This is a genomic window from Vannielia litorea, assembly GCF_900142295.1.
GTDB lineage: Bacteria > Pseudomonadota > Alphaproteobacteria > Rhodobacterales > Rhodobacteraceae > Vannielia > Vannielia litorea.
Genome location: NZ_FSRL01000001.1, coordinates 1808018 through 1832320, shown reverse-complemented (window position 1 = coordinate 1832320; position 24303 = coordinate 1808018). Strand labels below are relative to the sequence as shown.

The 24303-nt window shown below is 66.4% G+C and carries 23 protein-coding genes and 1 tRNA gene; 14 read left to right on the top strand and 10 right to left on the bottom strand.

The genetic code is table 11. The annotated features are described in order from the left end of the window. Positions 1 to 21 precede the first annotated feature (21 nt). Positions 22 to 98: transfer RNA gene (locus BUR94_RS09125), tRNA-Ile, on the bottom strand. Between the two features lie 103 nt (positions 99 to 201). Between BUR94_RS09125 and purM the strand changes: the two genes are divergently transcribed. From purM to rnd, 3 genes are all read left to right on the top strand, one after another. Then, positions 202 to 1248 carry a phosphoribosylformylglycinamidine cyclo-ligase gene (purM, locus tag BUR94_RS09120; RefSeq protein ID WP_074255948.1) on the top strand — a complete coding sequence of 349 codons (1047 nt, stop codon included), beginning with the start codon at positions 202 to 204 and terminating at the stop codon, positions 1246 to 1248. Beyond that, positions 1245 to 1841, top strand: coding sequence for a phosphoribosylglycinamide formyltransferase (gene purN / locus BUR94_RS09115; protein WP_074255947.1), 597 nt, complete (start codon positions 1245 to 1247; stop codon positions 1839 to 1841). The genes purM and purN overlap by 4 nt, the downstream gene beginning before the upstream one ends. Positions 1842 to 1949: 108 nt before the next feature. Then, on the top strand, positions 1950 to 3104 hold the full coding sequence (rnd, locus tag BUR94_RS09110) for a ribonuclease D (protein WP_074255946.1): 1155 nt from the start codon (positions 1950 to 1952) through the stop codon (positions 3102 to 3104). 33 nt (positions 3105 to 3137) lie between these two features. On the opposite strand, the gene BUR94_RS09105 is transcribed toward rnd, so the two are convergent. Then, positions 3138 to 3611: a hypothetical protein gene (locus BUR94_RS09105; RefSeq protein ID WP_074255945.1), complete on the bottom strand. Its 474-nt coding sequence runs from the start codon at positions 3609 to 3611 to the stop codon at positions 3138 to 3140. 123 nt (positions 3612 to 3734) lie between these two features. Here BUR94_RS09105 and BUR94_RS09100 point away from each other — a divergent pair, with 123 nt between their 5' ends. The 9 genes from BUR94_RS09100 to BUR94_RS09060 all read left to right on the top strand — a co-directional run bounded on the left by BUR94_RS09100 (position 3735) and on the right by BUR94_RS09060 (position 14588). After that, the gene (locus tag BUR94_RS09100) at positions 3735 to 4163 is read left to right on the top strand and encodes a SufE family protein (protein WP_074255944.1); all 429 of its coding nucleotides are present in this window, start codon (positions 3735 to 3737) and stop codon (positions 4161 to 4163) included. Positions 4164 to 4175: 12 nt separating this feature from the next. Then, positions 4176 to 5162, top strand: coding sequence for an acrylyl-CoA reductase (NADPH) (gene acuI, locus BUR94_RS09095; RefSeq protein ID WP_074255943.1), 987 nt, complete (start codon positions 4176 to 4178; stop codon positions 5160 to 5162). Between the two features lie 235 nt (positions 5163 to 5397). Then, positions 5398 to 7107, top strand: a complete 1710-nt coding sequence (locus tag BUR94_RS09090) for a BCCT family transporter (RefSeq protein ID WP_074255942.1) — start codon at positions 5398 to 5400, stop codon at positions 7105 to 7107. A 120-nt stretch (positions 7108 to 7227) separates the two neighbouring features. After that, the gene (locus BUR94_RS09085; protein WP_175570445.1) at positions 7228 to 8355 is read left to right on the top strand and encodes a vWA domain-containing protein; all 1128 of its coding nucleotides are present in this window, start codon (positions 7228 to 7230) and stop codon (positions 8353 to 8355) included. A gap of 204 nt (positions 8356 to 8559) precedes the next feature. Further along, positions 8560 to 9999, top strand: coding sequence for an alanine/glycine:cation symporter family protein (locus BUR94_RS09080; RefSeq protein WP_074255940.1), 1440 nt, complete (start codon positions 8560 to 8562; stop codon positions 9997 to 9999). Between the two features lie 164 nt (positions 10000 to 10163). Beyond that, positions 10164 to 11234 carry a type I restriction endonuclease gene (locus BUR94_RS09075; RefSeq protein WP_074255939.1) on the top strand — a complete coding sequence of 357 codons (1071 nt, stop codon included), beginning with the start codon at positions 10164 to 10166 and terminating at the stop codon, positions 11232 to 11234. 170 nt (positions 11235 to 11404) lie between these two features. Further along, positions 11405 to 12787: a cryptochrome/photolyase family protein gene (locus BUR94_RS09070; RefSeq protein ID WP_074255938.1), complete on the top strand. Its 1383-nt coding sequence runs from the start codon at positions 11405 to 11407 to the stop codon at positions 12785 to 12787. Between the two features lie 136 nt (positions 12788 to 12923). Further along, the gene (locus tag BUR94_RS09065) at positions 12924 to 13430 is read left to right on the top strand and encodes a TrgA family protein (RefSeq protein ID WP_074255937.1); all 507 of its coding nucleotides are present in this window, start codon (positions 12924 to 12926) and stop codon (positions 13428 to 13430) included. A gap of 30 nt (positions 13431 to 13460) precedes the next feature. Then, on the top strand, positions 13461 to 14588 hold the full coding sequence (locus BUR94_RS09060) for an NUDIX domain-containing protein (RefSeq protein ID WP_074255936.1): 1128 nt from the start codon (positions 13461 to 13463) through the stop codon (positions 14586 to 14588). Positions 14589 to 14603: 15 nt separating this feature from the next. Here the strand turns inward: BUR94_RS09060 and BUR94_RS09055 are convergent, their stop codons facing one another. The 4 genes from BUR94_RS09055 to BUR94_RS09040 all read right to left on the bottom strand — a co-directional run bounded on the left by BUR94_RS09055 (position 14604) and on the right by BUR94_RS09040 (position 18776). Further along, on the bottom strand, positions 14604 to 16004 hold the full coding sequence (locus tag BUR94_RS09055; protein WP_074255935.1) for a protein adenylyltransferase SelO: 1401 nt from the start codon (positions 16002 to 16004) through the stop codon (positions 14604 to 14606). After that, a complete protein-coding gene (locus tag BUR94_RS09050) occupies positions 16001 to 16468 on the bottom strand; it encodes a GNAT family N-acetyltransferase (protein WP_074255934.1) in 468 nt (155 codons plus the stop codon). Before BUR94_RS09050 ends, BUR94_RS09055 begins: the two co-directional genes overlap by 4 nt. Next, entirely contained in the window at positions 16465 to 17406 is a 942-nt protein-coding gene (locus BUR94_RS09045) for a nucleoside hydrolase (protein ID WP_074255933.1), read from the bottom strand. Before BUR94_RS09045 ends, BUR94_RS09050 begins: the two co-directional genes overlap by 4 nt. A 155-nt stretch (positions 17407 to 17561) precedes the next feature. Continuing rightward, the gene (locus BUR94_RS09040) at positions 17562 to 18776 is read right to left on the bottom strand and encodes a bifunctional alpha/beta hydrolase/OsmC family protein (RefSeq protein WP_074255932.1); all 1215 of its coding nucleotides are present in this window, start codon (positions 18774 to 18776) and stop codon (positions 17562 to 17564) included. 58 nt (positions 18777 to 18834) lie between these two features. On the opposite strand from BUR94_RS09040, the gene BUR94_RS09035 reads away from it, so the two are divergent. Next, the gene (locus BUR94_RS09035; protein WP_175570444.1) at positions 18835 to 19764 is read left to right on the top strand and encodes an endonuclease/exonuclease/phosphatase family protein; all 930 of its coding nucleotides are present in this window, start codon (positions 18835 to 18837) and stop codon (positions 19762 to 19764) included. On the opposite strand, the gene BUR94_RS09030 is transcribed toward BUR94_RS09035, so the two are convergent. Next, positions 19739 to 20533, bottom strand: a complete 795-nt coding sequence (locus BUR94_RS09030; RefSeq protein WP_074255930.1) for a lytic murein transglycosylase — start codon at positions 20531 to 20533, stop codon at positions 19739 to 19741. The genes BUR94_RS09035 and BUR94_RS09030 overlap by 26 nt on opposite strands. 158 nt (positions 20534 to 20691) lie before the next feature. Next, the gene (gene dddP / locus BUR94_RS09025) at positions 20692 to 22023 is read right to left on the bottom strand and encodes a dimethylsulfonioproprionate lyase DddP (RefSeq protein WP_074255929.1); all 1332 of its coding nucleotides are present in this window, start codon (positions 22021 to 22023) and stop codon (positions 20692 to 20694) included. A gap of 184 nt (positions 22024 to 22207) precedes the next feature. On the opposite strand from dddP, the gene BUR94_RS09020 reads away from it, so the two are divergent. Continuing rightward, the gene (locus tag BUR94_RS09020) at positions 22208 to 22909 is read left to right on the top strand and encodes a heme-dependent oxidative N-demethylase family protein (RefSeq protein WP_245794409.1); all 702 of its coding nucleotides are present in this window, start codon (positions 22208 to 22210) and stop codon (positions 22907 to 22909) included. Here BUR94_RS09020 and BUR94_RS09015 read toward each other — a convergent pair. Both BUR94_RS09015 and BUR94_RS09010 read right to left on the bottom strand, forming a co-directional pair. Next, a complete protein-coding gene (locus BUR94_RS09015) occupies positions 22906 to 23787 on the bottom strand; it encodes a DMT family transporter (protein ID WP_074255927.1) in 882 nt (293 codons plus the stop codon). The genes BUR94_RS09020 and BUR94_RS09015 overlap by 4 nt on opposite strands. Positions 23788 to 23866: 79 nt before the next feature. After that, positions 23867 to 24283: a Fur family transcriptional regulator gene (locus tag BUR94_RS09010; protein WP_074255926.1), complete on the bottom strand. Its 417-nt coding sequence runs from the start codon at positions 24281 to 24283 to the stop codon at positions 23867 to 23869. Between the last annotated feature and the right edge of the window lie 20 nt (positions 24284 to 24303).

Here is a 24303-nt window from a genome sequence, read left to right as displayed (position 1 = left end):
CGGCGCCGGTGGGGCGGCGTTTGGTAGGCCCGGCAGGACTTGAACCCGCAACCAAAGCGTTATGAGCGCTCTGCTCTAACCAATTGAGCTACAGGCCCGCCGGGAGCCTGATTAGGCGCGGGGGCGGGTGTGGTCAAGCCAGTCTGGCAATTGCGCCCGGCTTGGCTTAAAGCGCGCGGGACGGCACCGAGGAGAGCGCGCATGAGCGACGGCAAGACTGGTTTGACCTATGCCCAGGCGGGCGTGGACATCGACGCGGGCAATGCGCTGGTGGAGGCGATCAAGCCGGCCGTGAAGGCAACGGATCGGCCCGGCGTGATGGGCTCGATCGGAGGCTTCGGCGGCCTGTTCGACCTCAAGGCGGCGGGGTTCACCGACCCGGTACTGGTGGCGGCGACCGATGGTGTGGGCACGAAGCTGCGCATCGCCATCGACACCGGCGTGGTCAATGGCGTGGGCGTGGACCTTGTGGCGATGTGCGTGAACGACCTGGTCTGCCAGGGCGCCGAGCCCTTGTTCTTTCTCGACTACTTTGCGACCGGCAAGCTCGATGTGGCCGCCGGCACGGCGATCGTCGAAGGGATTGCCGCGGGCTGCAAGGCGGCTGGCGCGGCGCTGATCGGCGGCGAGACGGCCGAGATGCCGGGGATGTACGAGGGCAAGGACTTTGACCTTGCGGGCTTCGCGGTGGGCGCGATGGAGCGGGGCGCGGCACTGCCTGACGGTGTGGCGGAAGGCGACCTGCTCCTGGGGCTGGCCTCGGACGGGGTGCACTCGAACGGTTACAGCCTGGTGCGCAAGGTGGTGGAGATGGCCGGGCTCGGCTGGGACGCCGAGGCACCGTTCGGCGGCGGCACGCTGGGCGAGGCGCTGCTGGCGCCCACGCGGATCTACGTGCGGCAGGTCCTGGCCGCGATCCGGGCGGGTGGCGTGCACGGGCTGGCGCATATTACCGGGGGCGGGCTGACCGAGAACTTGCCGCGCGTCTTTCCCGATGGGCTCGGCGCCGAGGTGGACCTTGCGGCGTGGGAACTGCCGCCGGTGTTTCGCTGGCTGGCAGAAACCGGCGGGCTTGCGGAGCCGGAGTTGCTCAAGACCTTCAACGCCGGCATCGGCATGGTGCTCGTGGTTGCGCCCGATGCGGCTTCTGACCTGAAGTCGCTGCTGGAAGAGACCGGCGAGACGGTCTTCGACCTCGGGCGCGTGGTCGCCGGAGAAGGCGTTTCCTACAGCGGAAAGCTGCTTTGACCCGATCCTGTGCGATTCTGCTTTCGGGCGGCGGTTCGAACATGGTGCAGCTCGTGAAGAGCATGGCGGAGGCGGGTCATCCGGCTCGGCCCGTGCTGGTGATGTCGAACGATCCGGGCGCCGGCGGGCTGGCGCGCGCGCAGGCGATGGGGGTTGCCACGGATGCGGTGGATCATCGCCCCTTTGGCAAGGACCGAGCCGCCTTCGAGGCGGAGCTGACCGCGCGGCTGGAGGCGGCGGGTGCCGACCTGATCTGCCTTGCGGGCTTCATGCGGGTGCTGACCGAGGGGTTCGTGCGGCACTGGGAGGGGCGGATGCTGAATATCCACCCGTCGCTGCTGCCCAAGTACCGGGGCCTGCACACCCATGCCCGTGCGCTGGACGCCGGCGATGCGGAAGCGGGCTGCACGGTGCACGAGGTGACGCCGGCGCTCGATGACGGCCCGATCCTCGGCCAGGCGCGCGTGCCGATTCTGTCCGGAGACACGCCGGAATCCCTTGCTGCAAGGGTGCTGGTGCGCGAGCACGAGCTTTATCCAGCCTGTTTGCGACGGTTCGCGGCGGGCGAGCGGCATCCGATTTATCTGAACTGAAACGACGTCAAGGCAGGCTTTCCTTTCCTTCCGCATGGCCCTAGAAGGCGGGAAGCGGAAAGAACATCGGCGCGTGTGGCGCCGCCCAGAAGAGAGCCCCCGCACCCTATGCGCACATTGACGACCACCCAGGAGCTGTCCGAGTTTTGCGAGACAGCGGCCAAGGCCTCCTACATGACCGTTGATACCGAGTTCCTGCGGGAGCGGACCTATTACTCCAAGCTGTGCCTCGTGCAGCTGGCCCTGCCGGGCGACGGCGAGGCGGTGCTGGTGGACCCGATCCTGGGCGAAGAGATGTCGCTCGAGCCGCTCTACGAGCTGTTCCGCAACCGTGACGTGGTGAAGGTATTTCATGCGGCGCGGCAGGATCTGGAGATCTTCTTCGTCGAGGGCGGCGTGATCCCCGAGCCGCTGTTCGACACCCAGGTGGCGGCGATGGTCTGCGGCTTCGGCGAGCAGGTGGGCTACGAGACCCTGGTAAAGCGTATCGTGAAGGCGCAGGTCGACAAGTCGAGCCGCTTCACCGACTGGTCGCGCCGTCCGCTGACCGACGCACAGAAGGAATACGCCCTGGCCGACGTGACCCACCTCCGGGTGGTCTACGAGCATCTGGCGGCGCAGCTTGCCAAGTCGGGGCGGTCGCCCTGGGTCGAGGAAGAGCTGGCGGTGTTGCTGGCTCCGGAGACCTATGTGGTCAAACCCGAGGATGCCTGGAAGCGGGTCAAGACCCGCACCAACTCGGGCCGGTTCCTGGCTATCGTGCGCGAGCTCGCGCGCTTTCGCGAAGGCTATGCGCAAAGCCGCAACATACCGCGCAACCGGGTCTACAAGGATGATGCGCTTCTTGAGCTTGCCTCGACAAAGCCACGGAATGAAAAGGAATTGTCCCGTTCGAGACTCCTGTTGCGCGAAGCGCGGCGCGGCGAGATCGCCGAGGGTATCCTGGCTTCGGTCACGGCGGGCCTGGAGGCCGATCCGGCAGAGTTTCCGGAGGTCGATCGGTCGCGCGAGAAACTCCAGGTCAATCCGGCGCTGGCCGATCTGCTGCGGGTGCTGCTGAAGGCAAAAAGCGAGCGGTTCAACGTGGCGCAACGGCTGATTGCCAGCGCGGCCGATCTGGACGAGATCGCTGCGGGCGAGCGCGATGTTGCGGCCCTGAAGGGCTGGCGGCGCGAGGTGTTCGGCGAGGATGCGCTGAAGCTCTGCGACGGCAAGGTGGCGCTGGCCTTGAAAGGCGAGAACGTGGAGATCGTCGCACTCTGATCCGGACGGCCGCGCCTCGGCGGACGGGTCGGATCAGCGGCCGGCGCTGCGCTGGTTCGCCTGGCCACGGACCACGATGGTGTTGATCGCGGCGAGGTCGATGGTCGAGAGGTGGACGGCGACGGTCACCTCGCGCGAGCGGGGCGTGCCCTGGGCCTGAAACTCCAGCGGGCGTTCGATCCGGAAGTCATAGACCATCACGCCGTTGCGCGGCAGGCCGTCAGGGGTGGCGGGGACCAGCTCGGCATCCCAGTAGCCCTGGCTCGGCGGCAGACCGACGGCGGTGACGATCGCGCCGCCCGGCGTGCGCTCGACCGACATCCGGGTCACCTGCGTGACGAGCTGGCGGCTGTCACGGACCGTGACGGTTTGAACCGATTGCACGGTCCGGGCCTCGGAGCGGGAACCGCCGAACCAGTTGAACGGGTTGATCCGGCTCTCGGCGAGGCGGGAGCACCCGGAGATCGCTGTCACCAGCACCATGGCGGCCAGAAGCGGTTTGGTCATGCTCGTCCCTCGGCTTTTCTTTCCCAGAGGGTTAGCGCAAAGCCGGGCACTTGAAAAGCCTGCGGAGGGCTGGACCTCTGCGGCCGGAGGGCCTAGCTCTGGGCGCGGAAAGGAGCCCGTGTCATGGCGAGAGCGGCATTCGAGGAGATCGTGGAGACCTTCGAGTTTCTGGACGACTGGGAAGACCGGTATCGACACGTGATCGAGCTCGGCAAGGGCATGGCGCCTTTGCCCGAAGCGCAGAAGGTGCCGGCCACCAAGGTGGAAGGCTGCGCAAGCCAGGTCTGGCTGGTGCCTGAGGTCGAGGGCGCAGGGGCCGACGCGGTGCTTACATTCACCGGCGAGAGCGATGCGATGATCGTCAACGGGTTGATCGCGGTGCTGAAGGCGCTCTACTCCGGCGCCACCGTGGCGGAGGTGCAGACGGTGGATGCCCCTGCGGAGTTGAAGCGCCTGGGGCTGGACGAGCACTTGAGCTCGCAACGGTCGAACGGGTTGAGGGCCATGGTCGCGCGGGTGCGCGCGGTGGCGGAGAAAGCGGCAGCAGTCTGAGGAGAGAGAGCCATGCGTGCACTGATCGTCGAGAAGGACGAGGACGGAAAGACCTCTGCCAGCGTGCAGGAAATCGAGGAGCAGCGCCTGCCGGAGGGCGACGTGACGGTGGCGGTGGAGTATTCCACGGTGAACTACAAGGACGGGCTCTGCATTGGTCCGGGCGGCGGGCTGGTGCGCAACTATCCGCATGTGCCGGGCATCGACTTTGCCGGGACCGTCGAATCCAGCGACGACCCGCGGTACAAGCCAGGCGACAAGGTGGTGCTGACAGGCTGGCGCGTGGGAGAGGCGCATTGGGGGGGCTATGCCGAGAAGGCGCGGGTCAAGGCCGACTGGCTGGTTCCCTTGCCCGATGGCCTCAGCACCCGTGAGGCGATGGCCGTCGGCACGGCCGGATTCACCGCGATGCTCGCGGTGATGGCGCTCGAGAAGCAGGGGCTGAAACCGGGGCAGGGACCGGTGCTGGTGACCGGCGCGAGTGGGGGCGTGGGCTCTGTCGCCACGGCGATTCTGGCGAATTTGGGCTACGAGGTGGCCGGCGTCACCGGGCGGCCCGAGAGTGCGGACTACCTGAAAGACCTTGGCGCCAGCCAGATCGTGCCACGGGAGGACATTGCGGAGGCTGTCAAGCGGCCGCTCGAGAGCGAGACCTGGGCGGGCTGCGTGGATGCCGTGGGTGGCGCGATGCTGGCGCGCGTGCTCGGGCAGATGAAATACGGGGCGAGCGTGGCCGCCGTGGGGCTTGCGGGTGGTGCGGCGCTGCCTGCCACGGTGGTGCCGTTCCTGCTGCGGGGGGTGAACCTGCTGGGCATCGACTCGGTCATGCAGCCCTACGAGAACCGGCTGGAGGCCTGGAAGCGGATCGCCACCGATCTTCCGATGGAGAAGCTGGAAGCGATGATCCAGCCCGCCACGCTGGCCGATCTGCCAGGTCTCGGCGCGGATATCCTCAAGGGCCAGGTGCGCGGGCGCGTCGTGGTGGACGTCAACGCCTGAGGCTGCCGAGCCCCTGTGGGGGCGGGTTCGTGTCGGAATCCGATGCTGAAATGCCGGGGCGGGGTGTCGCTCCCGGCGTTCAGCGGTTAGACTTGTTTCACATCTGCTCATTTTTCGGGCGGCTCATCGTGAGGCCGACTCCCGGACGCCTGCCCGACGGCACCGTCCGGGCCCGGTGTCTCGCTGCGTCGCCGGTGCAGAAGCAGGGAGAAAGGAAACAGCGTGGGGACATCCGATGACTGAAACAACACCAGACGACCAGGGCATACCCGCCCCGGAAGGAACGGCCGCCGTGATCGAAACCGATCACGAGATCGGCGTTCACAATATCGAAGGCAAGTTCGGACCCTACGGGTTTGATATCCACAACCCGGTGTTCTGGATCTCGGCCCTCATCATCGTGGCCTTCGTTCTCTTCGCCCTGATTGCTCCGGGCACGGCCGACGCGATTTTCAACGGGGTGGACGCCTCGGCGGTGGAGGGCTGCGAGGCCGGGGCCTTCTGCGACCTCGGGCTCAGGGCCTGGATGACCTCGAAGTTCGACTGGTTCTTCCTCTGGGGGGCCAACATCTTCGTCATCGTCTGCCTCCTGCTCATCGTCAGCCCCTGGGGCTCGGTGCGGCTCGGCGGTTCCGAGGCCACGCCCGACTACAGCTACGCCGGGTGGTTTGCGATGCTCTTTGCTGCCGGCATGGGCATTGGCCTGATGTTCTTCGGCGTGCTCGAACCCGCCTATTACTTCGGCACGCCCTGGGGCGACGCCCCTCTTGGCGCGGTCCGGCCGTTCGATGCCGATGGCAACCTGATCGCGGAGAACGTGGAGGAGGCGCGGCGCATGGCGCTGGCTGCGACCTCCTTCCACTGGGCGCTTCACCCCTGGGCGATCTATGCCATCGTGGCGCTGGCGCTGGCGCTGTTCAGCTACAACAAGGGCTTGCCGCTCAGCATCCGATCGGCCTTCTATCCGATCCTCGGGGAGCGGGTCTGGGGCTTCTGGGGCCATCTGATCGATATCACGGCCGTCTTCGCCACGCTCTTCGGCCTGGCCACCTCGCTCGGGCTGGGCGCCCAGCAGGCAAATGCCGGTCTGAACTTTGTCTACGGGATTCCGGCCAACACGACGGTGCAGGTCATCCTGATCTGCGCGATCACGGCGGTCGCGCTGATCTCGGTGCTGCGCGGGCTGGAGGGCGGTGTGAAGTTGCTCTCCGAGATCAACATGGTCATCGCCATCCTGCTCCTGGCCTTCGTGTTCTTCGCCGCCGGTGCGGGTGCAATCCTGAGCGACTTCGTCTCGACGCTGGGCGCCTATGTTCAGGAGGTGATCCCGCTGTCGAACCCGCATGGACGCGAGGATCTCGGCTACATGCAGGGCTGGACGGCCTTCTACTGGGCCTGGTGGATCAGCTGGTCACCCTTCGTGGGCATGTTCATCGCGCGGGTGTCGCGCGGGCGGACGGTGCGCGAGTTCATCATCTGCGTGCTCATCATCCCGAGCCTGGTCTGCGTGTTCTGGATGGCGGTCTTTGGCGGTGCGGCAATCAATGACATGGTGGCCAACCCCGACGCGAGCCTCGTGAAGGCGCAGGTGATCGACGCCTACAAGCCCGAGCTGTCGCTCTTTGCCATGCTTCAGGGCCTTCCCTGGACTGCGGTGACCTCGACCGTCGGGATCGTGCTGGTGATCGTGTTCTTCGTGACCAGCTCGGACTCCGGCAGCCTCGTGATCGACACGATCACAGCAGGCGGCAAGGTGGATGCGCCGGTGCCGCAGCGGGTGTTCTGGTGCACCTTCGAGGGGCTGGTGGCGATTGCGCTGCTGCTCGGTGGCGGGCTTGGCGCCTTGCAGGCGATGGTGATCTCCACGGGTCTGCCGTTTACCATCGTGCTGCTGCTGATGTGCTTTGCCATCATCAAGGGGCTGATCGCCGAAAAGCGGGCCTGACCCCGGCCTGAGCGATATTGCGCCCGCCCGGAGCGATCCGGGCGGGTGTCTTTTTGGCGAGTTTGTCCCTGGCTGCCGCGCTGCTAGGCTGATCCCGAGATGGAGCGTTTGGGGGGTATCATGAGACAAGTTGCAGCGGCTTTCGGCCTGATCCTGTGCAGTGGAAGCGGGGGCGCATGGGCGCAGGAGGGCGGCGGCGTGGACTGCGTGGCACTCTATGCCGACCTCGCCAACCAGTGGCCGGTGCAGCTGGAGCAGTGCGAGCCGCGGGAGATGAGCTACACGCTGGAGGCCTGCACACCGCCCTCGAGCTTTGTCGCCGGGGCCGTCACCACCCACATCCTGCTGGCGATCGACGCTTCGGGCTCGATGGCGGGCGCGGCGGGCAATCTCTCGAAGATGGACGCAGCCAAGCGCGAGGCGCGGGCCTTTCTGGGCGAGGTGCACGAGGATGTGGACGTGGGGCTCATGGTCTATGGCCACAAGGGGTCCAACAAGCCGGAGGGCAAGGCGGAGAGCTGTGCCGCCGCCGAGATGGTGCACGGCTTCGATGCCCCGCGGTCCAAGCTGGGCGACACGGTCGAGGAGTTGCGCCCGGTGGGCCACACCCCGATCGCCGGCGCGCTGGAAGAGGCCGCAAGGCTCGTGGCCGACCTGCCTGCGGGCGCCGACGGGCAAGCGCCGGTGCCGGTGGTCTACCTCATCTCGGACGGCGAGGAGACCTGCGACGGAGATCCGGTGGCCGCCGCCGAGGCGCTGCGCGAGGCCGGTGTGAAGACGACGGTCAACACCATCGGCTTTGCGGTTGATGCGGAGACCGAGGCGCAACTGCAGGCAATCGCGCAAGCCGGCGGCGGAACCTATTATCCTGCGGAGGATGCGTCTGCGTTGCAGAGGCAGTTGAACGCGATCAAGGACGCGGAGGCTTCGGTGCAGCGGTACAAGTATTGCGTGGAGCAGAACGTGGGCCAGATCGCCGCCTCGGCGCAGACGGAGATCCTGCGGATTACATCCTGTTACCACGAGAACAGCCCCTTGGACCGTCAGAACGGGATCAACGCTTATTTTCGCGATGCGCAGAAGGCCGACAGCCCCGAGGCCGCCTGCGCCGGCAAGGTGCAGCTGATGGCCGCAAAGGACCTGCGCCCGGCGCTGAAGTGGCTTGCCGACCGGAGTGGCACGCTGAATGGCAAGGCACGGGCGGATATTGCCGACTACCGCTCGAAAGCGGGCCTCGTCGCGGAGTAAGCCCGCGCGCATGAACCTCTGACTTGGCGTGCAGATGTGTGCGCCGGGCAACGATCGGCGGGGTTCTGCCAAAAAGATGACCGCAAGACGCGATTTCTGTCGCCTGTTGACGTTGCTGTGTCACGGTTCCGTTACCTTCTCTCGCCGGGGCGGTGAGGTGATGGGCGGACTGCCGCGAACACAGTCAAAAAGGAGACGCGGGCGATGGGATTTCTGGACACGACCTTCAATGCAATCAACGATTTGACCTGGGGCTGGGCGCTGGTGCCCTTTCTCGTGGTTTTGGGCATCTTCTTCACCGTGGCGTCGGGCTTCGTGCAGTTCCGGTTCTTCACCCGCATGTTCAAGGTGCTGACCGGCACCGATGAAGACAACGACCCGACCAAGATCAGCGCCCGCGAGGCGCTCTTCGTCTCGGTCGGCGGCCGGGTGGGCGGCGGCAACATCGCCGGTGTCGCGGTGGCGATCACCGCCGGCGGACCGGGCGCGGTGTTCTGGATGTGGGCGATTGCGCTGGTCGGCATGTGCTCGGCGCTGGTGGAGGCCACGCTGGCGCAGCTCTACAAGCGCACCGAACCCAACGGCGACTATCGCGGCGGCCCGGCGCGGGCGATCATCCACGGGCTCGGCGCAAATTACCGCTGGCTGGCGGTGATCTACGCGGTCTGTTTGATCGCCTCCTTCTCGATCGGGTTCAATGCCTTCCAGGGCAACACGGTGGCGGGCGCGGCGCTCGACAGCATGAACATCCCCCGCATTGCGACGGGCGCGGTGCTGGCGGCGGCGACGGGGGTCATCGTCTGGGGCGGCATCCACCGGATTGCCAAGGCGGCGGATGTGATCATCCCGGTCATGGCCTTGATGTACATCGGCATGGCGCTGGTCATCATCGTGCTCAACATCGGCGCGGTGCCGGGTGTGATCGTGGATATCGTGGCCAATGCCTTCGGGTTCCGCGAGGCGGTTGCGGGCGGCATGGGCGCGGCGATCGCCAACGGATTGCGGCGCGGGCTCTTCTCCAACGAGGCGGGTCTCGGCTCGGCGCCGAACGTGGCGGCGACGGCCTATGTGAAGCACCCGGTGAGCCAGGGCATCACCCAGAGCTTCTCGGTCTTCATCGACACGATCATCATCTGCTCCTGCACCGCCTTTGTGATCCTGCTGGGCGATGTCTACCAGCCCGGCGCAGAGGGCATCGACGGCGTGGCGCTGACCCAGCAGAGCATGGTGGACCATGTCGGCGCCTGGTCGCAATACTACCTGACGGTGGCGATCCTGCTCTTCAGCTTTTCCTCGATCATGTACAACTACTATCTGGGCGAGAACGCGCTGAGCTTCATGACCGGCAACCCGATGGCGATCCAGGTGCTGCGGGTGGCCATTGTCTGCATCGTCTTCCTCGGCGCGGTGGCACCGGGCGCGACCTTCGTGTTCAACTTCTCCGACCCGATGATGGGGATCCTCGCGGTGGTCAACCTGCTGGCTCTGGCGATGCTCTTCCCGGTGGCGGTGCGGCTGATCAACGACTTCCGGGCGCAGTTGAAGGCGGGGGTGAAGATGCCCGTCTTCGACCCCGCCCGGTTCCCCGACCTCGACACCGACCCGACCGCCTGGCCGGACGCACCGAAGGCCCCGGCGGAGTAGGGCGGGGGGCCAGGATTGGCCTCGTCCGGCCTGCGCCGGGCGGGGCTTTCCTTTTCGTGGCCTCGCTTTCTGCAAGTATATTTGCTGCACCTACCCAGTTGACTGAGTGACGCCTCTGGGGACAAGATCGCTTAATAGCGATGCATTATACCTCAGGAACCAGGATGAGCAGTTTCTCCGATCAAGTTTCCCAGATTGCGAACCGATCAAAGGTGGCGGAACGCCAAGCATTGACCGAAGAGGCAACCAAGACGTCGGTTATCTTACCTTTCATCCAGATCCTCGGGTTTGACGTGTTTAATCTGGACGAAGTGGTCCCAGAGTTCATAGCAGATGTCGGCACCAAGAAAGGCGAGAAGGTCGACTTCGCCGTAAAGATTGACGGCAAGATTTCGATGCTGGTCGAGGTGAAACCCATAAGCTGCAAGTTGGGAGATGCTCAATACTCGCAGCTATTTCGATATTTCGCCGTTACAGAAAGCCGTTTGGCCATCTTGACCAATGGACGTGAGGCCTGGTTCTTTTCCGACACCGACGAACCCAACAAGATGGACAAGAAGCCGTTCTTCAAGTTCGACTTTCAGAGCCACGATGAGGGGCAGATTGAAGAGCTGGCGAGGTTCCAGAAACCCAACTTCGCAATTGACGAGATCATTGAGGCCGCATCAAATCTCAAGTATGTAAGGGCGGCAGCCAACTACTTGAGGGCGCAACTCGAGAATCCCGAGGACGAATTTGTTCGTGTTGTCGGTCGCAATATTCACGAAGGCTCGATAACCAAGGGAGTGCTGGAGCAGATAAAACCCGCGATCCAGTCCGCACTGGATGAGGTCATTCGAGAAAGAATTCAGGATCGACTCAGCATCACGTTCAGAGACGAGAAAAAGGTTGCAAGCGAAATCGTGCCGCAAGAACCTTCCGATAGTGCTGGTTCTGATCGTGATATCAATACTACCGATGAAGAGCTGTCAGGCCATTTGATCGTACGAGCCATTGCGGCGAAGCGTGTTCCGGTGAGCAGGGTCGCGATACGTGACGCCAAGAGTTACTGTGCGATACTGATGGATGACAATAATCGCAAACCAATTTGCAGACTATACTTCAACTCGCCGACTACTAAGTACATTGGCATCTTCGATAATGCAAAGGTGGAGACGAAACACAGAGTCGACGGGCCGGAAGATATCTACAAATTTTCTGATGACATTGAGCGGGTGGTAATCGCGTTGGCCTGATCGCCGGGGCGCGACAGTTTGCAATCCTTGAAATGCCGTTGCCCGCTCTGTCCGGCCTGCGTCGGGTGGGGCTTGTTGCGGGCGGGCAGCCCGTGTCGGCGTCAGAAAGATTGACCCGAACCGGCCCGGCCTGCGTTGTCTTCCGAGATGGGCAGAACCACGGAGGCCACATGACCCGCACCACGATCCTCTGGCACCGCCGCGACCTGCGGCTTTCGGACCTGCCTGCGCTGACGGCGGCGCGGGAGCAGGGGGCGGTGATTCCCGTGTTCATCCGCGAGCGGAAGGTGGATGCGCTGGGCGCCGCACCGGCCTGGCGGCTGGGGTGGTCTCTGGAGGCGCATGGGGCGGAGCTGGAGGCGGTGGGCTCGCGGCTGGTCCTGCGCTCGGGCGATGCGCTGGAGGTGCTGCGAACACTGGTGGCCGAGACCGGGGCGGAGGCGGTCTATTGGTCGCGCGAGTACGATCCGGTGAGCATCGAGCGCGACAGCGAGGTGAAGGCCGCGCTGCGGGAGGCGGGCGTGGAGGCCAGGAGCTTTCCGGGCAAGCTGCTCTGGGAGCCCTGGGAGGTGAAGACCGGGCAGGGCGGGCCCTACAAGGTGTTCTCGCCGATGTGGAAGACCATGAAGGGCGAGGCCCCCGGCACGGAGTGTCCGCGCCCGCGCGAGCTGGCCGGGCCGGCGGATTGGCCCGAGAGCGAAAGTCTCGGAGACTGGACACTCGGTGCCGCCATGCGGCGCGGCGGCGAGGTGCTGGCGCGGTATGCGGTGGTGGGCGAGACGGCGGCGCAAGAGCGCCTTCGGGATTTCGTCGCCGGGCGGATGCACAACTACCCCAAGGGGCGTGACCTCCTCGCCGAGCGCTGGACCTCCGGCCTGAGCGAGAACCTCACCTATGGCGAGATCTCCCCGCGCCAGTGCTGGAACGCGGCGGAGGGCGACGGCAGCGAGACGTTCCGCAAGGAGCTGGCCTGGCGCGAGTTCGGCTGGCAACTGGGCTATCACTTTCCGCATATGTTCGAGCGGGAGTGGCGCGAGGAATGGAGCCGCTTCCCCTGGAAGGATGACGAGCGGAAAGCGGAGGTGAAGGCCTGGAAACAGGGGCGCACGGGCGTCGACGTGGTGGATGCGGCGATGCGCGAGCTCTACGTCACCGGCACCATGCACAACCGCGCCCGGATGATCGTGGCGAGCTACCTGACCAAGCACATGATGACCGACTGGCGCGTGGGGCGTGACTGGTTCGCCGACACGCTGATCGACTGGGACGAGGCCTCCAATGCGCTCGGGTGGCAATGGACGGCGGGCTGCGGGCCGGATGCGGCGCCCTACTTCAGGGTCTTCAACCCGGCCAGCCAGGCGGAGAAGTTCGATGCGAAGGGCGGCTACCGGGAGCGGTGGCTCGGCAGCGGGGAAGACGCGTCGCGCTTTTATGACGCGGTGCCCGTGAGCTGGCGGATGGAACAGGGCAGGGATCGCCCGGCCAAACCAGTGGTCGGGCTGGAGGAGGGGCGCAAGGCTGCGTTGGACGCCTACGCGGCCCGCGATTTCTGAGGCGGCGACAGTGGCGCCCGAGGGCTGCCAGTGTCGCCGCTTTCTCGCGGTTCTGCCTTATTTCCGCCGGTTTCACATGGTGTGCTTGCCGCAATCGAGGGGCGAGTCCGCGCTCCTTTCATGTGATGGAACGCCCATGCCTACCGCCACCAAGCTCATGTCTGCCCTGGCCTTCGCCGTGCTGGCCTTCTTTGCCTCCGAAGTGTTCAAGCCGCTGCTGCCGGAAGGAACCAAGTCGGGGATGCTCTCCTTCGTGAACGCCGGGATCGGGCTTGTCTGCGGCTGGCTGATCATGGGGCGCCTTGCAGGCCGCGGGAAGTTTGCCGCTGGCGGTGCCGGCGTGCGAACGGCGCTGGCGACGACCTTCTGGTGCCTTGTCTTCTGGTCGATCTGGGAGATGCTCCGGCTCTCCACCCGGCCTGGCACCTACGCAGGGCCGGTGGAGGCGGTGAACGGCTCATTCGGCCTGATGTTCGACAACCTCATCCTGATCCTCACCGACCCGAGAATCGGCTTTACCCTCGGCGAGGGAACCTATTTTCTGCCCCAGGTGCCGCTCGTTCTGATCGTGGGCGGCATGCTCTGCGGCTGGTTCGCGGAGTGGACCGAGGAGCGCTCGCAGGACGCAGGCAAGATCGCCTGATCGTGGCCGGCGCCCATGCGAAAGGGGCGTATGGCCGATCTGTTCATTTACGGAACTTTGATGCACGTGCCGCTGCTGCGCGTCGTGCTGGGTTGCGGCTTCGAGGCCGTAGAGCTTGTTGACGCGCGGCTGCCGGGCTGGCGTGTCGAGGCGGTGCCGGGCGAGATCTATCCCCGGGTGCGCGCCGCGCCCGATGGCATGGCCCAGGGGCTGCTCTTGCGCGGGCTTTCCGACGAGGCGCTGGCGCGCGCGGATTTCTACGAAGGTCTCGACAACTACGGCTACCTCAGGAAGCCGGTGGACGTACTGACCGAGGGCGGCCCGGCGCAGGCCACGGTCTATGTGCCTGTCGGCGATGACGGCGCCGAGGGCGGGCCCTGGAGCCTGGACGCCTGGGCCGCACGATGGGGCGAGATGAGCACGTTGGCGGCCGAAGAGGTCATGTGGTGGATGGGCCGTGCCTCGACTGCCGAGGTTGGCCGTCGTTACGGGGTGATCTGCACGCGGGCGCAGGCGCGCCTGAATGCGCGGGCGACGGCGCCCACGCAGGTGCGGCGGCAGGCCGGGGCGGAAGACCTGCAGGTGGCCGAGATGCGGCGCCCCTACGCCAGGTTCTTTGCGGTGGAGGAGTACACTCTCGATCACTGCCGTTTCGACGGCGGATGGCAGCAGATCGAACGGGCGGCCTTTGTCTCGGCGGATGCCGCGACGGTCTTGCCCTACGATCCGGTTCGTGACCGGGTCATGCTGGTCGAGCAGCTCCGAGTCGGGCCGCTGGCACGCGGCGATGCCGAGCCTTGGGTGCTGGAGCCGGTGGCAGGTCGGGTGGACCCTGGCGAAAGCCCCGAGGACTGCGCGCGCCGCGAGGCGATGGAGGAGGCGGGGCTTCACATGGAGCGGCTGGTGCCGATCGGCGGTTACTACCCGAGCCCGGGGGCGAAGAGCGAGTATCTGCATGGCTTCATCGGGCTCGTCGACCTTCCGGATGGGGCGGCGGGGATCGGCGGCATGGCGGGCGAGGGAGAGGACATTCGCGCGCATCTGCTGGGGTTTGACGAGGCGATGGACCTGCTGGCGAGCGGCGAGGTGAATGTCGGGACCACGGTGATCTCGTTGCTGCATCTCGCGCGTTTGCGTGCAGGGCTGCGCGGCGACTGAGCGGCGGGCCTGGCGTCAGGTGCCGCAGAAAGTGGCCGCGACCACCTCGTGAGGCTCCGGCGGCAGGCGCAGGTCTTCGGTGCCTTCGGGCGGATCATGAGGATGCGCCAAGGCCTCGATCAGCCGCGTGGCTGGCGCGAGAGAGCCCGCGACGGCGGCCTGGATCGCCTCTTCGATGCGATGGTTACGGGGGATGATGGCGGGGTTGGCTGTGGCCATGATCTCGCGGGCGGGCGCTCGGGCCTGCCATTTGCCATGCCAGGCGGCAAAGGCGAGGCTGTCGGGCAGGGGATTGTAGCCCTCGGTCAGGGCACGGAAGCTGTTGGTGAAATCGGCCGCTTCGGCGGTCATGATCTCGAGCAGCTCGGTGATGAGCGGCAGGTCATCCGCCGTTGGATCGGCAAGGCCGAGCTTGGCGCCGAACCGGGCGAGATAGGCCTGCTGATAGCTGTCGCGGAAGACGTTGACGCGCTCCGTGGCCTCGGGGATCGCCTCTTCGCCCCCCATGATGGGCAAGAGGGCCGAGGCCAGCTGGGCGAGGTTCCAGCCCCCGATCTGCGCCTGCCGGTCGTAGGCGTAGCGGCCCATCCTGTCGATCGAGGAATAGACGGTTTGCGGGTGATAGGTGTCGATGAAGGCGCAGGGGCCGTAGTCGATGGTCTGGCCGGAGATGGCCATGTTGTCGGTGTTCATCACCCCGTGGATGAAACCGAGCGACATCCATTGGGCGATGAGGCGCGCCTGCGCTTCGACCACCGCGGAGAGAAATTCCATCGGCCCGCCCGCCTCCGGGTAGTGGCGGCGAATGGCATAGGCCGTGAGCGCCTCGAGGGCCTCGGTGTCGCCGCGGGCGGCGAAGTACTGAAAGGTGCCGACGCGGATGTGGGAGGCGGCGACGCGGGTGAGGATGGCGCCGGGGTAGGCGCGTTCGCGCTGAACCATCTCGCCGGTTGCCACGGCGGCCAGCGCCCGGGTGGTGGGCACGCCCAGGGCGTGCATCGCTTCGGACACGATGAACTCGCGCAGCACCGGCCCGAGCCAGGCGCGGCCATCCCCGTTGCGGGAGTAGGGGGTGCGGCCCGAGCCCTTGAGCTGCACGTCGAATGTGCCGCGGGGTGTTTCGATCTCGCCCAACAGCAGGGCGCGACCGTCGCCCAGTTGCGGGGACCAGCCCCCGAACTGGTGTCCGGCGTAGACCTGCGCGATGGGGCTGTGCTGCGGCGGGGGAGCGTTGCCCGAGAGCAGCGCCACGCCATCGGCAGACTTCAGCCCTTCGGGGTCGAGCCCGAGGTCACGGGCGAGGCCTTCGTTCAGCAGAAGCAGCTCGGGCGCCTTTACCGGCTGCGCCTGCTGGGCGTGATAGAAGCGCGGGCCGAGGGTGGCGTAGCTTTGGGTGAGGGGCAGGTGCAGGGTCATGCCTTGGGGAGTTTGCTGAGGTCCATCGACATGAGGAAATAGCGCTCGCGCGCCTCGAAGCCATAGCGGCGGTAGAGGCGCTGGGCCCTGTCGTCCTCGCGGTCGACCTCGAGGTGCATGAAGAAGACGCCCGCCTCGCCGAGGGCGGTCATCACCTTGTGCAGGGCCTCCATGCCGATGCCGCGGCCACGGACGGAGGGTCGCACCCAGAACTCGTCGATGAAACCGTCGATCCCGCCCATCTCTATGGCCCAGCCGAAGCAGACGCAGATGTAGCCCACCGGGGCGCGCCTGGGACCGATGAGGTAGATCGCGCCCAGGGGGTGGCCCTCGAGCAGGGGCAGTACGGCGCGGGCACGGTGCTCGTCGGAGAGGTCGAGCGCGAACTCCTCGTGGAACCGCGCGACCATGGAGAGCACGCGTTCGGCGTCATCGGGGGTAGCGAGATGGATCTGAGCGCTCATGGCAGGCTGGCCAGGCGTTGGGTGAGCATGGAGAAGAAACCGGGGGCGTCGACGGTGCCCATGAAGGTGGCGTTCGGCGCGCGGTCGGTGACGCCCCACCAGTCGGCCACGGTCATGCCGCGGGTCAGGGGGGAGGTGGTTTCGATCTCGACGTTGATATGGCGGCCTGTGAACAGGGTCGGATCGAGCAGGTAGGCGATGGTGGAGGGGTCGTGCAGCGGGGCGCCCTCGGAGCCGTATTTGGCGGTGTCGAACCGCTCGAAGAAGCCGATCCAGCCTGCCACCACCTCCCCGGTCCGGTTGCCCAGGGCCCGGAGGGCCTCGACGCGGGGGGCGGTGACGAGGAGCCTGTGGGTCACGTCGAGCGGCATGACTGTCAGCGGAACCCCGGATTTGAACACGATCTCGGCGGCTTCCGGGTCGACGTAGATGTTGAACTCGGCTGCGGGCGTGTAATTTCCGACCTCGAAGTAGGCCCCGCCCATCAGCACGATCTCGGCAATTTTCGGGGCGATGTCGGGTGCCTTTTGCAGGGCGGTGGCGATGTTGGTGAGCGGGGCCAGCGGGCAGAGCGTGACGGTGCCGGGGGGCTCGGCGCGAAGCGTTTCGATGATGAAATCGACCGCGTGCTGCGGCTGGAGCGGGAGCGTGGGGTCGGGCAGGTCGTAGCCGTCCAGCCCGGTCTGGCCGTGAACGTGCTCGGCAGTGACGAGCGTATGCGCGAGGGGCTTTTCACAACCGGCGAAGATGGGGACATCGGTGCGGCCCGCCACCTCGACGACCTTGCGGGCATTGAGCGAGGTGAGCGTCAGCGGGATGTTGCCTGCGACGGCGGTGATGCCCAGCACCTCGAGCTCGGGCGAGGCGAGGGCGAGCAGAATCGCCACCGCGTCATCCTGGCCGGGGTCGGTGTCGATTATGATCTTGCGGGGGGACATGGGAGCTCCTTTGGCGCGGAGAGTGGGATGAGGGGCGGCCGATGTCCAGTGGCGGTAAAGACGGCAGCGTGACAGCGGGGCGCGCTGACCCGTGGCCACCGGGCTCGACCCGATGGCGTCCCCCGGAGACATCTGAAGCATGGAACCGGAGCGAGTCAGTCAGCGAGGGTGGTGGCAATCTCGGAGCTTTGTTCTAGCGTGCGGTGGACGGGGCATTTGTCGGCCACGTCGAGGAGGCGCTGGCGCTGGTCGGGGGTGAGATCTCCCTCCAGGTGGATGACGCGGTGGAAATGGTCGACCTTGGCCGCACTGTCCGTTTCGGCATCTGTGGCATGCTGTTTGTCATGGGTGACATCGACGCTGACATGGGTGAGGGGCCAGCCCTTGCGCCGGGCATACATGCGGATGGTCATGGAGGTGCAGGCGCCAAGACCGGCGGCGAGAAAACCATAGGGGGTCATCCCGCGGTTGGTGCCGCCGAAGCTGAGTGGCTCGTCGGCCAGCGTGTGGTGATGGGGGCCGGATTGCACATCTTGCATGAACCCTTGCGGATCCGCCTCGGAGACGCGGGTAACGCCCTCCGGCGCGCCTTCGGGGGCGGGGGGCTCGGGCAGGCCGAGGTAGCGGTCGGCCCAGGTGGCGATGATCTCTGCGGCATATTCGGCGTCGTCGGGCGACGAGATGAGGTGGTCGGCCTCGTCGAGGGTGACGAAGCTCTTGGGGTGCTTGGCGGCGGTAAAGATCTGGGTTGCGTTCTCGATGCCCACGATACTGTCGCGCGGGGCGTGGAGGATGAGCAGGGCGCGGTGGAGCTTCGCGATGTCGGGCGCGAGGTTTTCTGCGCGGACGTCGTCGAGAAACGCGCGGCGGATGGTGAAGGGGCGGCCCCCGAGATCGACCTCGGCGGCCCCCTCGGCTTCGATGGTGTCCAGCACGCGGCCGAAATTGCGGGTCACGTGGGCGGGGTCGAATGGCGCGCCGATGGTGGCCACGGCGCGGGCGCTTTCGATCCGGCGAGCCGCCTTGAGCATGGCGGCACCGCCCAGTGAATGGCCGATGAGCAGGGAGGGCGGCATGCCCTGCTCGGTCAGCCAGCGGGCCGCGGCCTCGAGGTCGGCCACGTTGGAGGTGAAGTCGGTATTGGCGAACTCGCCCTCGGAATGGCCCAGCCCGGTAAAGTCGAACCGCAGCACGGCAAAGCCTTCGGCGGTGAGCCTTGCGGCAATGCGGCGGGCGGCGGGAATGTCCTTGGAGCAGGTGAAGCAATGGGCGAAGAGCGCGGTGGCGAGGTGCGCGCCCTCGGGCCGGTCGAGGCGGGCGGCGAGCTGGTGGCCGGAGCCGGAGGGGAAGGTGATACGTTCGATGGGCACGGCAGGCTCCTCGCGGTAAGGGTTGACCCGTTGTGAAGGGATTCGACGCGGGATGGAAATGATCCGGGGTGTGATGGCGCTGGTGGCGGCCCTGGGGTTTGCCGCGCTGGCCGCCAGCTTTTGGGGTCGCTGGTGGGCCTGGGGTGACAGCCTTGCGGTGGCGCGCAGCTTCATCGGGCTTGCGGGGCTTGCGTGGCTGTTGCTCTGCGGGGTGACGGGGGCGCTGGGCTGGCGCTGGGTCGCTGCCCTGTCGCTCGTCGTGCTTGGCTGCCTTGCGCCGGTCGGCTGGGCCAAGTGGAGGCCGCAGCCGCAGGACCCGGCGGCCTTGATGCTTTATCAGAAGAACATGAACTACCGGATGCCCACGGTGGCGCCCCTGCTCGCAGACATCGAGGCGGTCGCGCCCGACCTGGTGACGCTGCAGGAAGTGGACGCCGAGAACCGGGCGGTGATGGCTGCGATGGCCGGGCGGTGGCCGGGCCAGCACTACTGCGAGTTCTCGGCCGTGGGGGGGCAGGCTGTGTTGTCACGCTGGGCGGCGCTGGAGACGGTTTGCGGCTACGGCTGGGCCGGGATGAAGGTGGATCACCCGGACGGCGCGTTCTGGCTGGTTTCGGTGCATCTGCACTGGCCGGCACCCTACGCGCAGCGGGCCCATCTCGCGCGGGCGCTGCCGGAGCTGGCGGCGCTGGAAGGGCCGGTGTTCGTGGGCGGCGACTTCAACATGGTGCCCTGGTCGGGAGCGATGGTGCGCTTGGGCGAGGCCCTCGGCGCGGCGCGCGTGGGGCGGGCGCGGCTGTCCATAGAGCAGTTCGGCGGCAGGTTGTGGCTGCCGATCGACCATGTCCTCGCGCCCCAGGGATGGCAGGGGCGAAGCGTGATCCGGCCGCAGCTCGGGTCGGATCACTTCGGGGTGGTGGCGCAGCTGGTGGCGCCCTGTTGGGCAGATCTTCAACCCTATGCTATCCGTCGATTGCCTTGCCCATAATGGACAGCGCTTGTTGATAAACGGTGGCCTTGTTCCACTCGTTCAGCACACGGAAGTTGTGGGTGCCTTCGCCGTAGGGCTGGCCTGGTTTCCAGCCCTTGGCACGTAGGTAGTTGGCGGTGGAAGCCAGAGCGTCAGACTGGTTGTTGAGATCCAGGCGCCCGTCACCATTGCCATCGACACCGTAATTGAGGGCGCTCCCAGGTAAGAACTGAGTGTGCCCAAGCTCGCCGTGCTTAGCGCCGATTGCGTTAGGGGACATGATCCCTCGATCAACCATCTTCAGTGCGGCGATGGCATGCGGCGTGAAGAGCTCCGGTCTTCGACAGTCGTAGGCCAATGTCGTTATCGCATTAAGGACATTGGAGTCGCCCATAAAATTACCGAAGGCAGTTTCCATTCCGTGAATGGCGATGATGACGCCTGCAGGTACGCCGTAGCGGGCTTCGAGGGCGTTGTAGTAGTTTGCGTTGCGAGCCTTGCGTTTTTTGCCCTGGCTGATGATCGTGTTCGCCCCGCGCACCTGCATGAACTTCTCGAGCGAATACTTGAAGCTCTTCTGATTGCGGTCTGCGGCGATTGTGCGCGAGGCGTATTGCGCACCGGCGAGCGCCTGAAGCCCGCGCTGGCCGACGCCGTTCTGCTGGGCGACCTTTGCAAAATCGGCCTTCCAGGCCTCGAAGCCGGAGGCGTTGTTGCCGCAGCCGATGGCCATTGCGGAGGCCGGGGCGAGGGAGAGCAGGATGGCGGTGAGAAGGGGTTTGAACATGGGTCAATGCCTCGGAAAAATGAACTTTTCGGCAGGTTACCGAGGCGGCGGGGAATGGCCAAGTCACAAACAGGGCATGGCGGATTGTTGCCGGTGTGGCGGGCGGGCTCGGGGATGACGGCTCGAGGATGACGGGGTGGTGAGGGCGGTGCGAGGGGTCAGATCAGGCGCGGGTCGTAGGGGTAGCTCGAGAGCTTTTCGCAGCCGGTCTCGGTGACCAGCACCTGCTCTTCGAGCTTGATGCAGAACTCACCCGGTGTCTCGCCGACCAGCGCCTCGACGCAGAGGGTCATGCCGGGGAGCAGGGGGTAATCGAAGCCGCCGTGGTCGTCCTCGGGGTAGGCGACGTGGGGCCACTCGTCGCAAAGCCCGACGCCGTGGGCGAGGCAGGAGTAACGGCCGGCCGTGTAGATCGGCGCGAGGCGGTGGGAGGCGGCGGACCATTCGGGGATGGTGAGGCCGGGGCGGATCAGGGCCATGTTGGCTTCGATATGCTCGACGGCGTGGGCCATGGCGGTGCGCATCGGCGCGGGGGCGGGGCTGTCGCCCAGCCACCAGGTGCGCGAGATGTCGGTGCAGATGCCGTAGGGGCCGATCAGGTCTGTATCGAAGGCGAGGATCTCGTTCTCGCCGACCTCGCGGGGGCCGCATTCCTGGAACCAGGGGTTGGTGCGGGGGCCGGAGGAGAGCAGGCGGGTCTCGATCCATTCGCCGCCACGGCGGATGTTCTCGGCATGGAGCAGGGCCCAGATGTCGTTTTCGGTGACGCCGCCCTTGGGAACCTCGCGGCGCGCGTAGTCCTCCATCGCCTGCATGGAGACCTCGCAGGCGTGGATGGCGCATCGCATGGCCTTGATCTCGTCGGGGCATTTCACCGAGCGGGCGTGTTCGGTGACCTCCTCGCCCTGCATCAGCTCGAAGCCCTGCTGGCGGAGCGCGTCGACCCCGTGCAGCATCGGCTTGTCGACGGCGAGGCGGCGGTTGCCGGGGCTGTGGGCCTTGAGGATCTCGGCCACCTCGGCGGCAAAACGGCGCGCGGCGTCGGCGGTGCTGTCGCCGGTGGAGAAATAGAACATCGAGGCTCCGCCGCGCCGCTCGGCGACCAGCGGGTTGAACTCGGAGAGAAACGGCGAGCGGTCGTAGTCCCACAGCACCATGTGGCCGTCGGGGCAGACAAGACAGGCGCGGAACGGGTTGTGCGCGTTCCAGAGCTGCATGTTGGTGCTGTCGGTGGCGTAGCGGATGTTGAGCGGGTCGAACATCAGCAGCCCGGCATGATCACGTGCCTGGATGGCATCGGTGAGCCGGGAGAGGCGATACTTGCGGATGGCGGAGAGGTTTGGCGCGGCAAGGCCGGCAGCGTCCCATTCTCGCAGGGCGAGCGGTGTGGGGCCGATCTCGACGCGGTTGGCATCGTTGGGCGTGCCATCGGGCAAGCGGGCGCCCCTGGTCGGGTCGATCTTGCGGGTTGCGGCGTAGGACGTGTCCATGGGGCGAGGGTGCCGGTGTCGGAAGCCGCGAGTCTGAGCCGAATGCGACCGTGCATGTCGTGTTTGCAGAGTTGCGGAGATCGCAGGATTTACCCACGCTGTCGGGATGGATGCGATTCTTCAAAAAGCGCTGGGTGCCTTGCCGCCCGGGTTCGGACGATTGCCGGGCACCGGGCCTCTGGACATGGCCGGCTGGCTGACGGTGGACGATGCCTACGGGGCGCAGATGGCCGAGCGGGAACGTCTGCTTGCGGAGCGGCGCAGCGAGGTGGTGGCGCTGGAGTCGGGCTGCGAAGCGGTCGCCGCCGAGGCCCTGGAGATGGTGCTGACGCATATCGCCGCGCGGCCCGAGTGGCAGCTCACCGGCCGCACGGTGCGCCGCCCGGATGGGCGGTGCGTGGATGTGGATGCCACCGATCCGCTGGGCAGCCTGGGACGGATCATCGCGGAAGACATCTGCCTGCTGGAAGCCCGTGAGGGGGCGCAGGTGCTGGTGGGCGCCGTGCTGTGCTTTCCGTCGCGCTGGGTGCTCGCCGAAAAGATGGGTCGGGCGATGCTGCGAATCCACGCGCCGGTCCCGGGCTATGGCGAAGACCTCAACACCCGCGTGGAGCGCATGATGGGGGCGCTGCGCCCCGGTTCCGGCCTGTGGCGGGCGAACGGCCATTTTCATTCGGACCCGCGTCTGTTTCATCCCAGGTCCGAGGTCGCGGAGAAGCGCTGGGAGGCTGACGCGAGGTACTTCCGGAGTGAGCGGCAGGCATTGCTGCGGATGCCGGAGAGCCGGGCCACGCTCTTCTCGATCCATACGACGGTTGTGGAGGCTGCGGCGCTGACAGAGGCACAGCGGGCGCTGTTGCGAGGGCAGGCGGCCCCGCAGATCTAGCGGTGCCCCGCCGGCGCCGCTGTGCGCTGGCGCTCCCTGAAGAACGCGTAGAGCCCGGCGGCGATGATGAGGAGCGAGCCGGCGATGGTCCATCCATCCGGGCGCTCGGCAAAGAAGGTCACGCCGATGATCGTAGCGAAGAGGAGGCGGGAATAGCGGAAAGGCGCAATGGTGGCGAGTTCACCGACCCGCACCGCCGAGGTCAGCGCGAGATAGCCCACGAGCGTGAAGACGATGCCGAGAGGGGCCCAGGCGAGGGACGTCCCTGTGAGCGGCGCAAAGCCCGGCCCGACGAGGAGCGCCGCGACGGCGGCGAAAGGCACCAGCGAGAAGCCCCAGGCCGCCAAGGTCAGCGAGGGGATGGACCGGGGCGCCGCACGGGTCGTGAGATCGCGGGCCGAGAGCGCAATGGCCGCGGCGACGGCGACGAGCGAGGAGGGATCGAACCCTTCGAGGCCCGGGCGAACGATCATCAGCATGCCGGCCATCCCGGCCACCACGGCCGACCAGCGCCGCCATCCGACGCGCTCGCCGAAGAACAGGGCCGCGCCCATCGTGACCAGAATGGGGTTCATCTGCATCAGCGCTGAGACGGTGGTCAGCGGGGCGAGGGCAATGGCGAGCGTGATGGTCAGCGACGCAACCGCTTCGGCGATGCTGCGCCCCACGACGGCCGGATGAAAGAACGCCCGCGAAAATACGGGCTCCCCGCGCAGCAGGGCGGCAGCTGCGAAGATCAGGGCGGTGCCGCCGCCGAGGATCAGGATCACCTGTGGCGCGGGGAGGTAGGCCGACATCAGCTTGACCACGGTATCGGTACAGGCAAGCCCGAACATGGCAAGCACCATCAGCGCGATGCCCCTGAAATTGTCGGTCATTCGAGCCGCTCCGGTTGTTGCCCGCGCAGGGCTACAGCCATGCGCCGCAAAAGGCGAGGGCGGCCGGGGCCGCACGCGGTCAGGAGCGTTTCTTGCGGACGCCGTAGAGTTCGAGCCGGTGGCCTTTCAACTCGTAGCCGAGGCGGGCGGCGATCTTTTCCTGGAGCGCCTCGATCTCGGGATCGACGAACTCGATGACCTCGCCGGTTTTCATGTCGATCAGGTGGTCGTGGTGGTCGCGTTCGGCATCTTCATAGCGGGCACGGCCATCGCCGAACTCGAGCTTTTCCAGCAGACCGGATTCCTCGAAGAGCTTGACCGTGCGATAGACCGTGGCGAGCGAGATCTTCGGATCGACGGCGGAGGCGCGGCTGTAGAGCTCTTCCACATCGGGATGGTCGGATGCGGCGTCGAGCACCTCGGCGATCACCTTGCGCTGGCCGGTGATGCGCAGGCCCTTGGCGGCAGAACGCTCGATGAGGGTGGGGGTGGTCATGGGCTTCTCCGGCTCTCGGC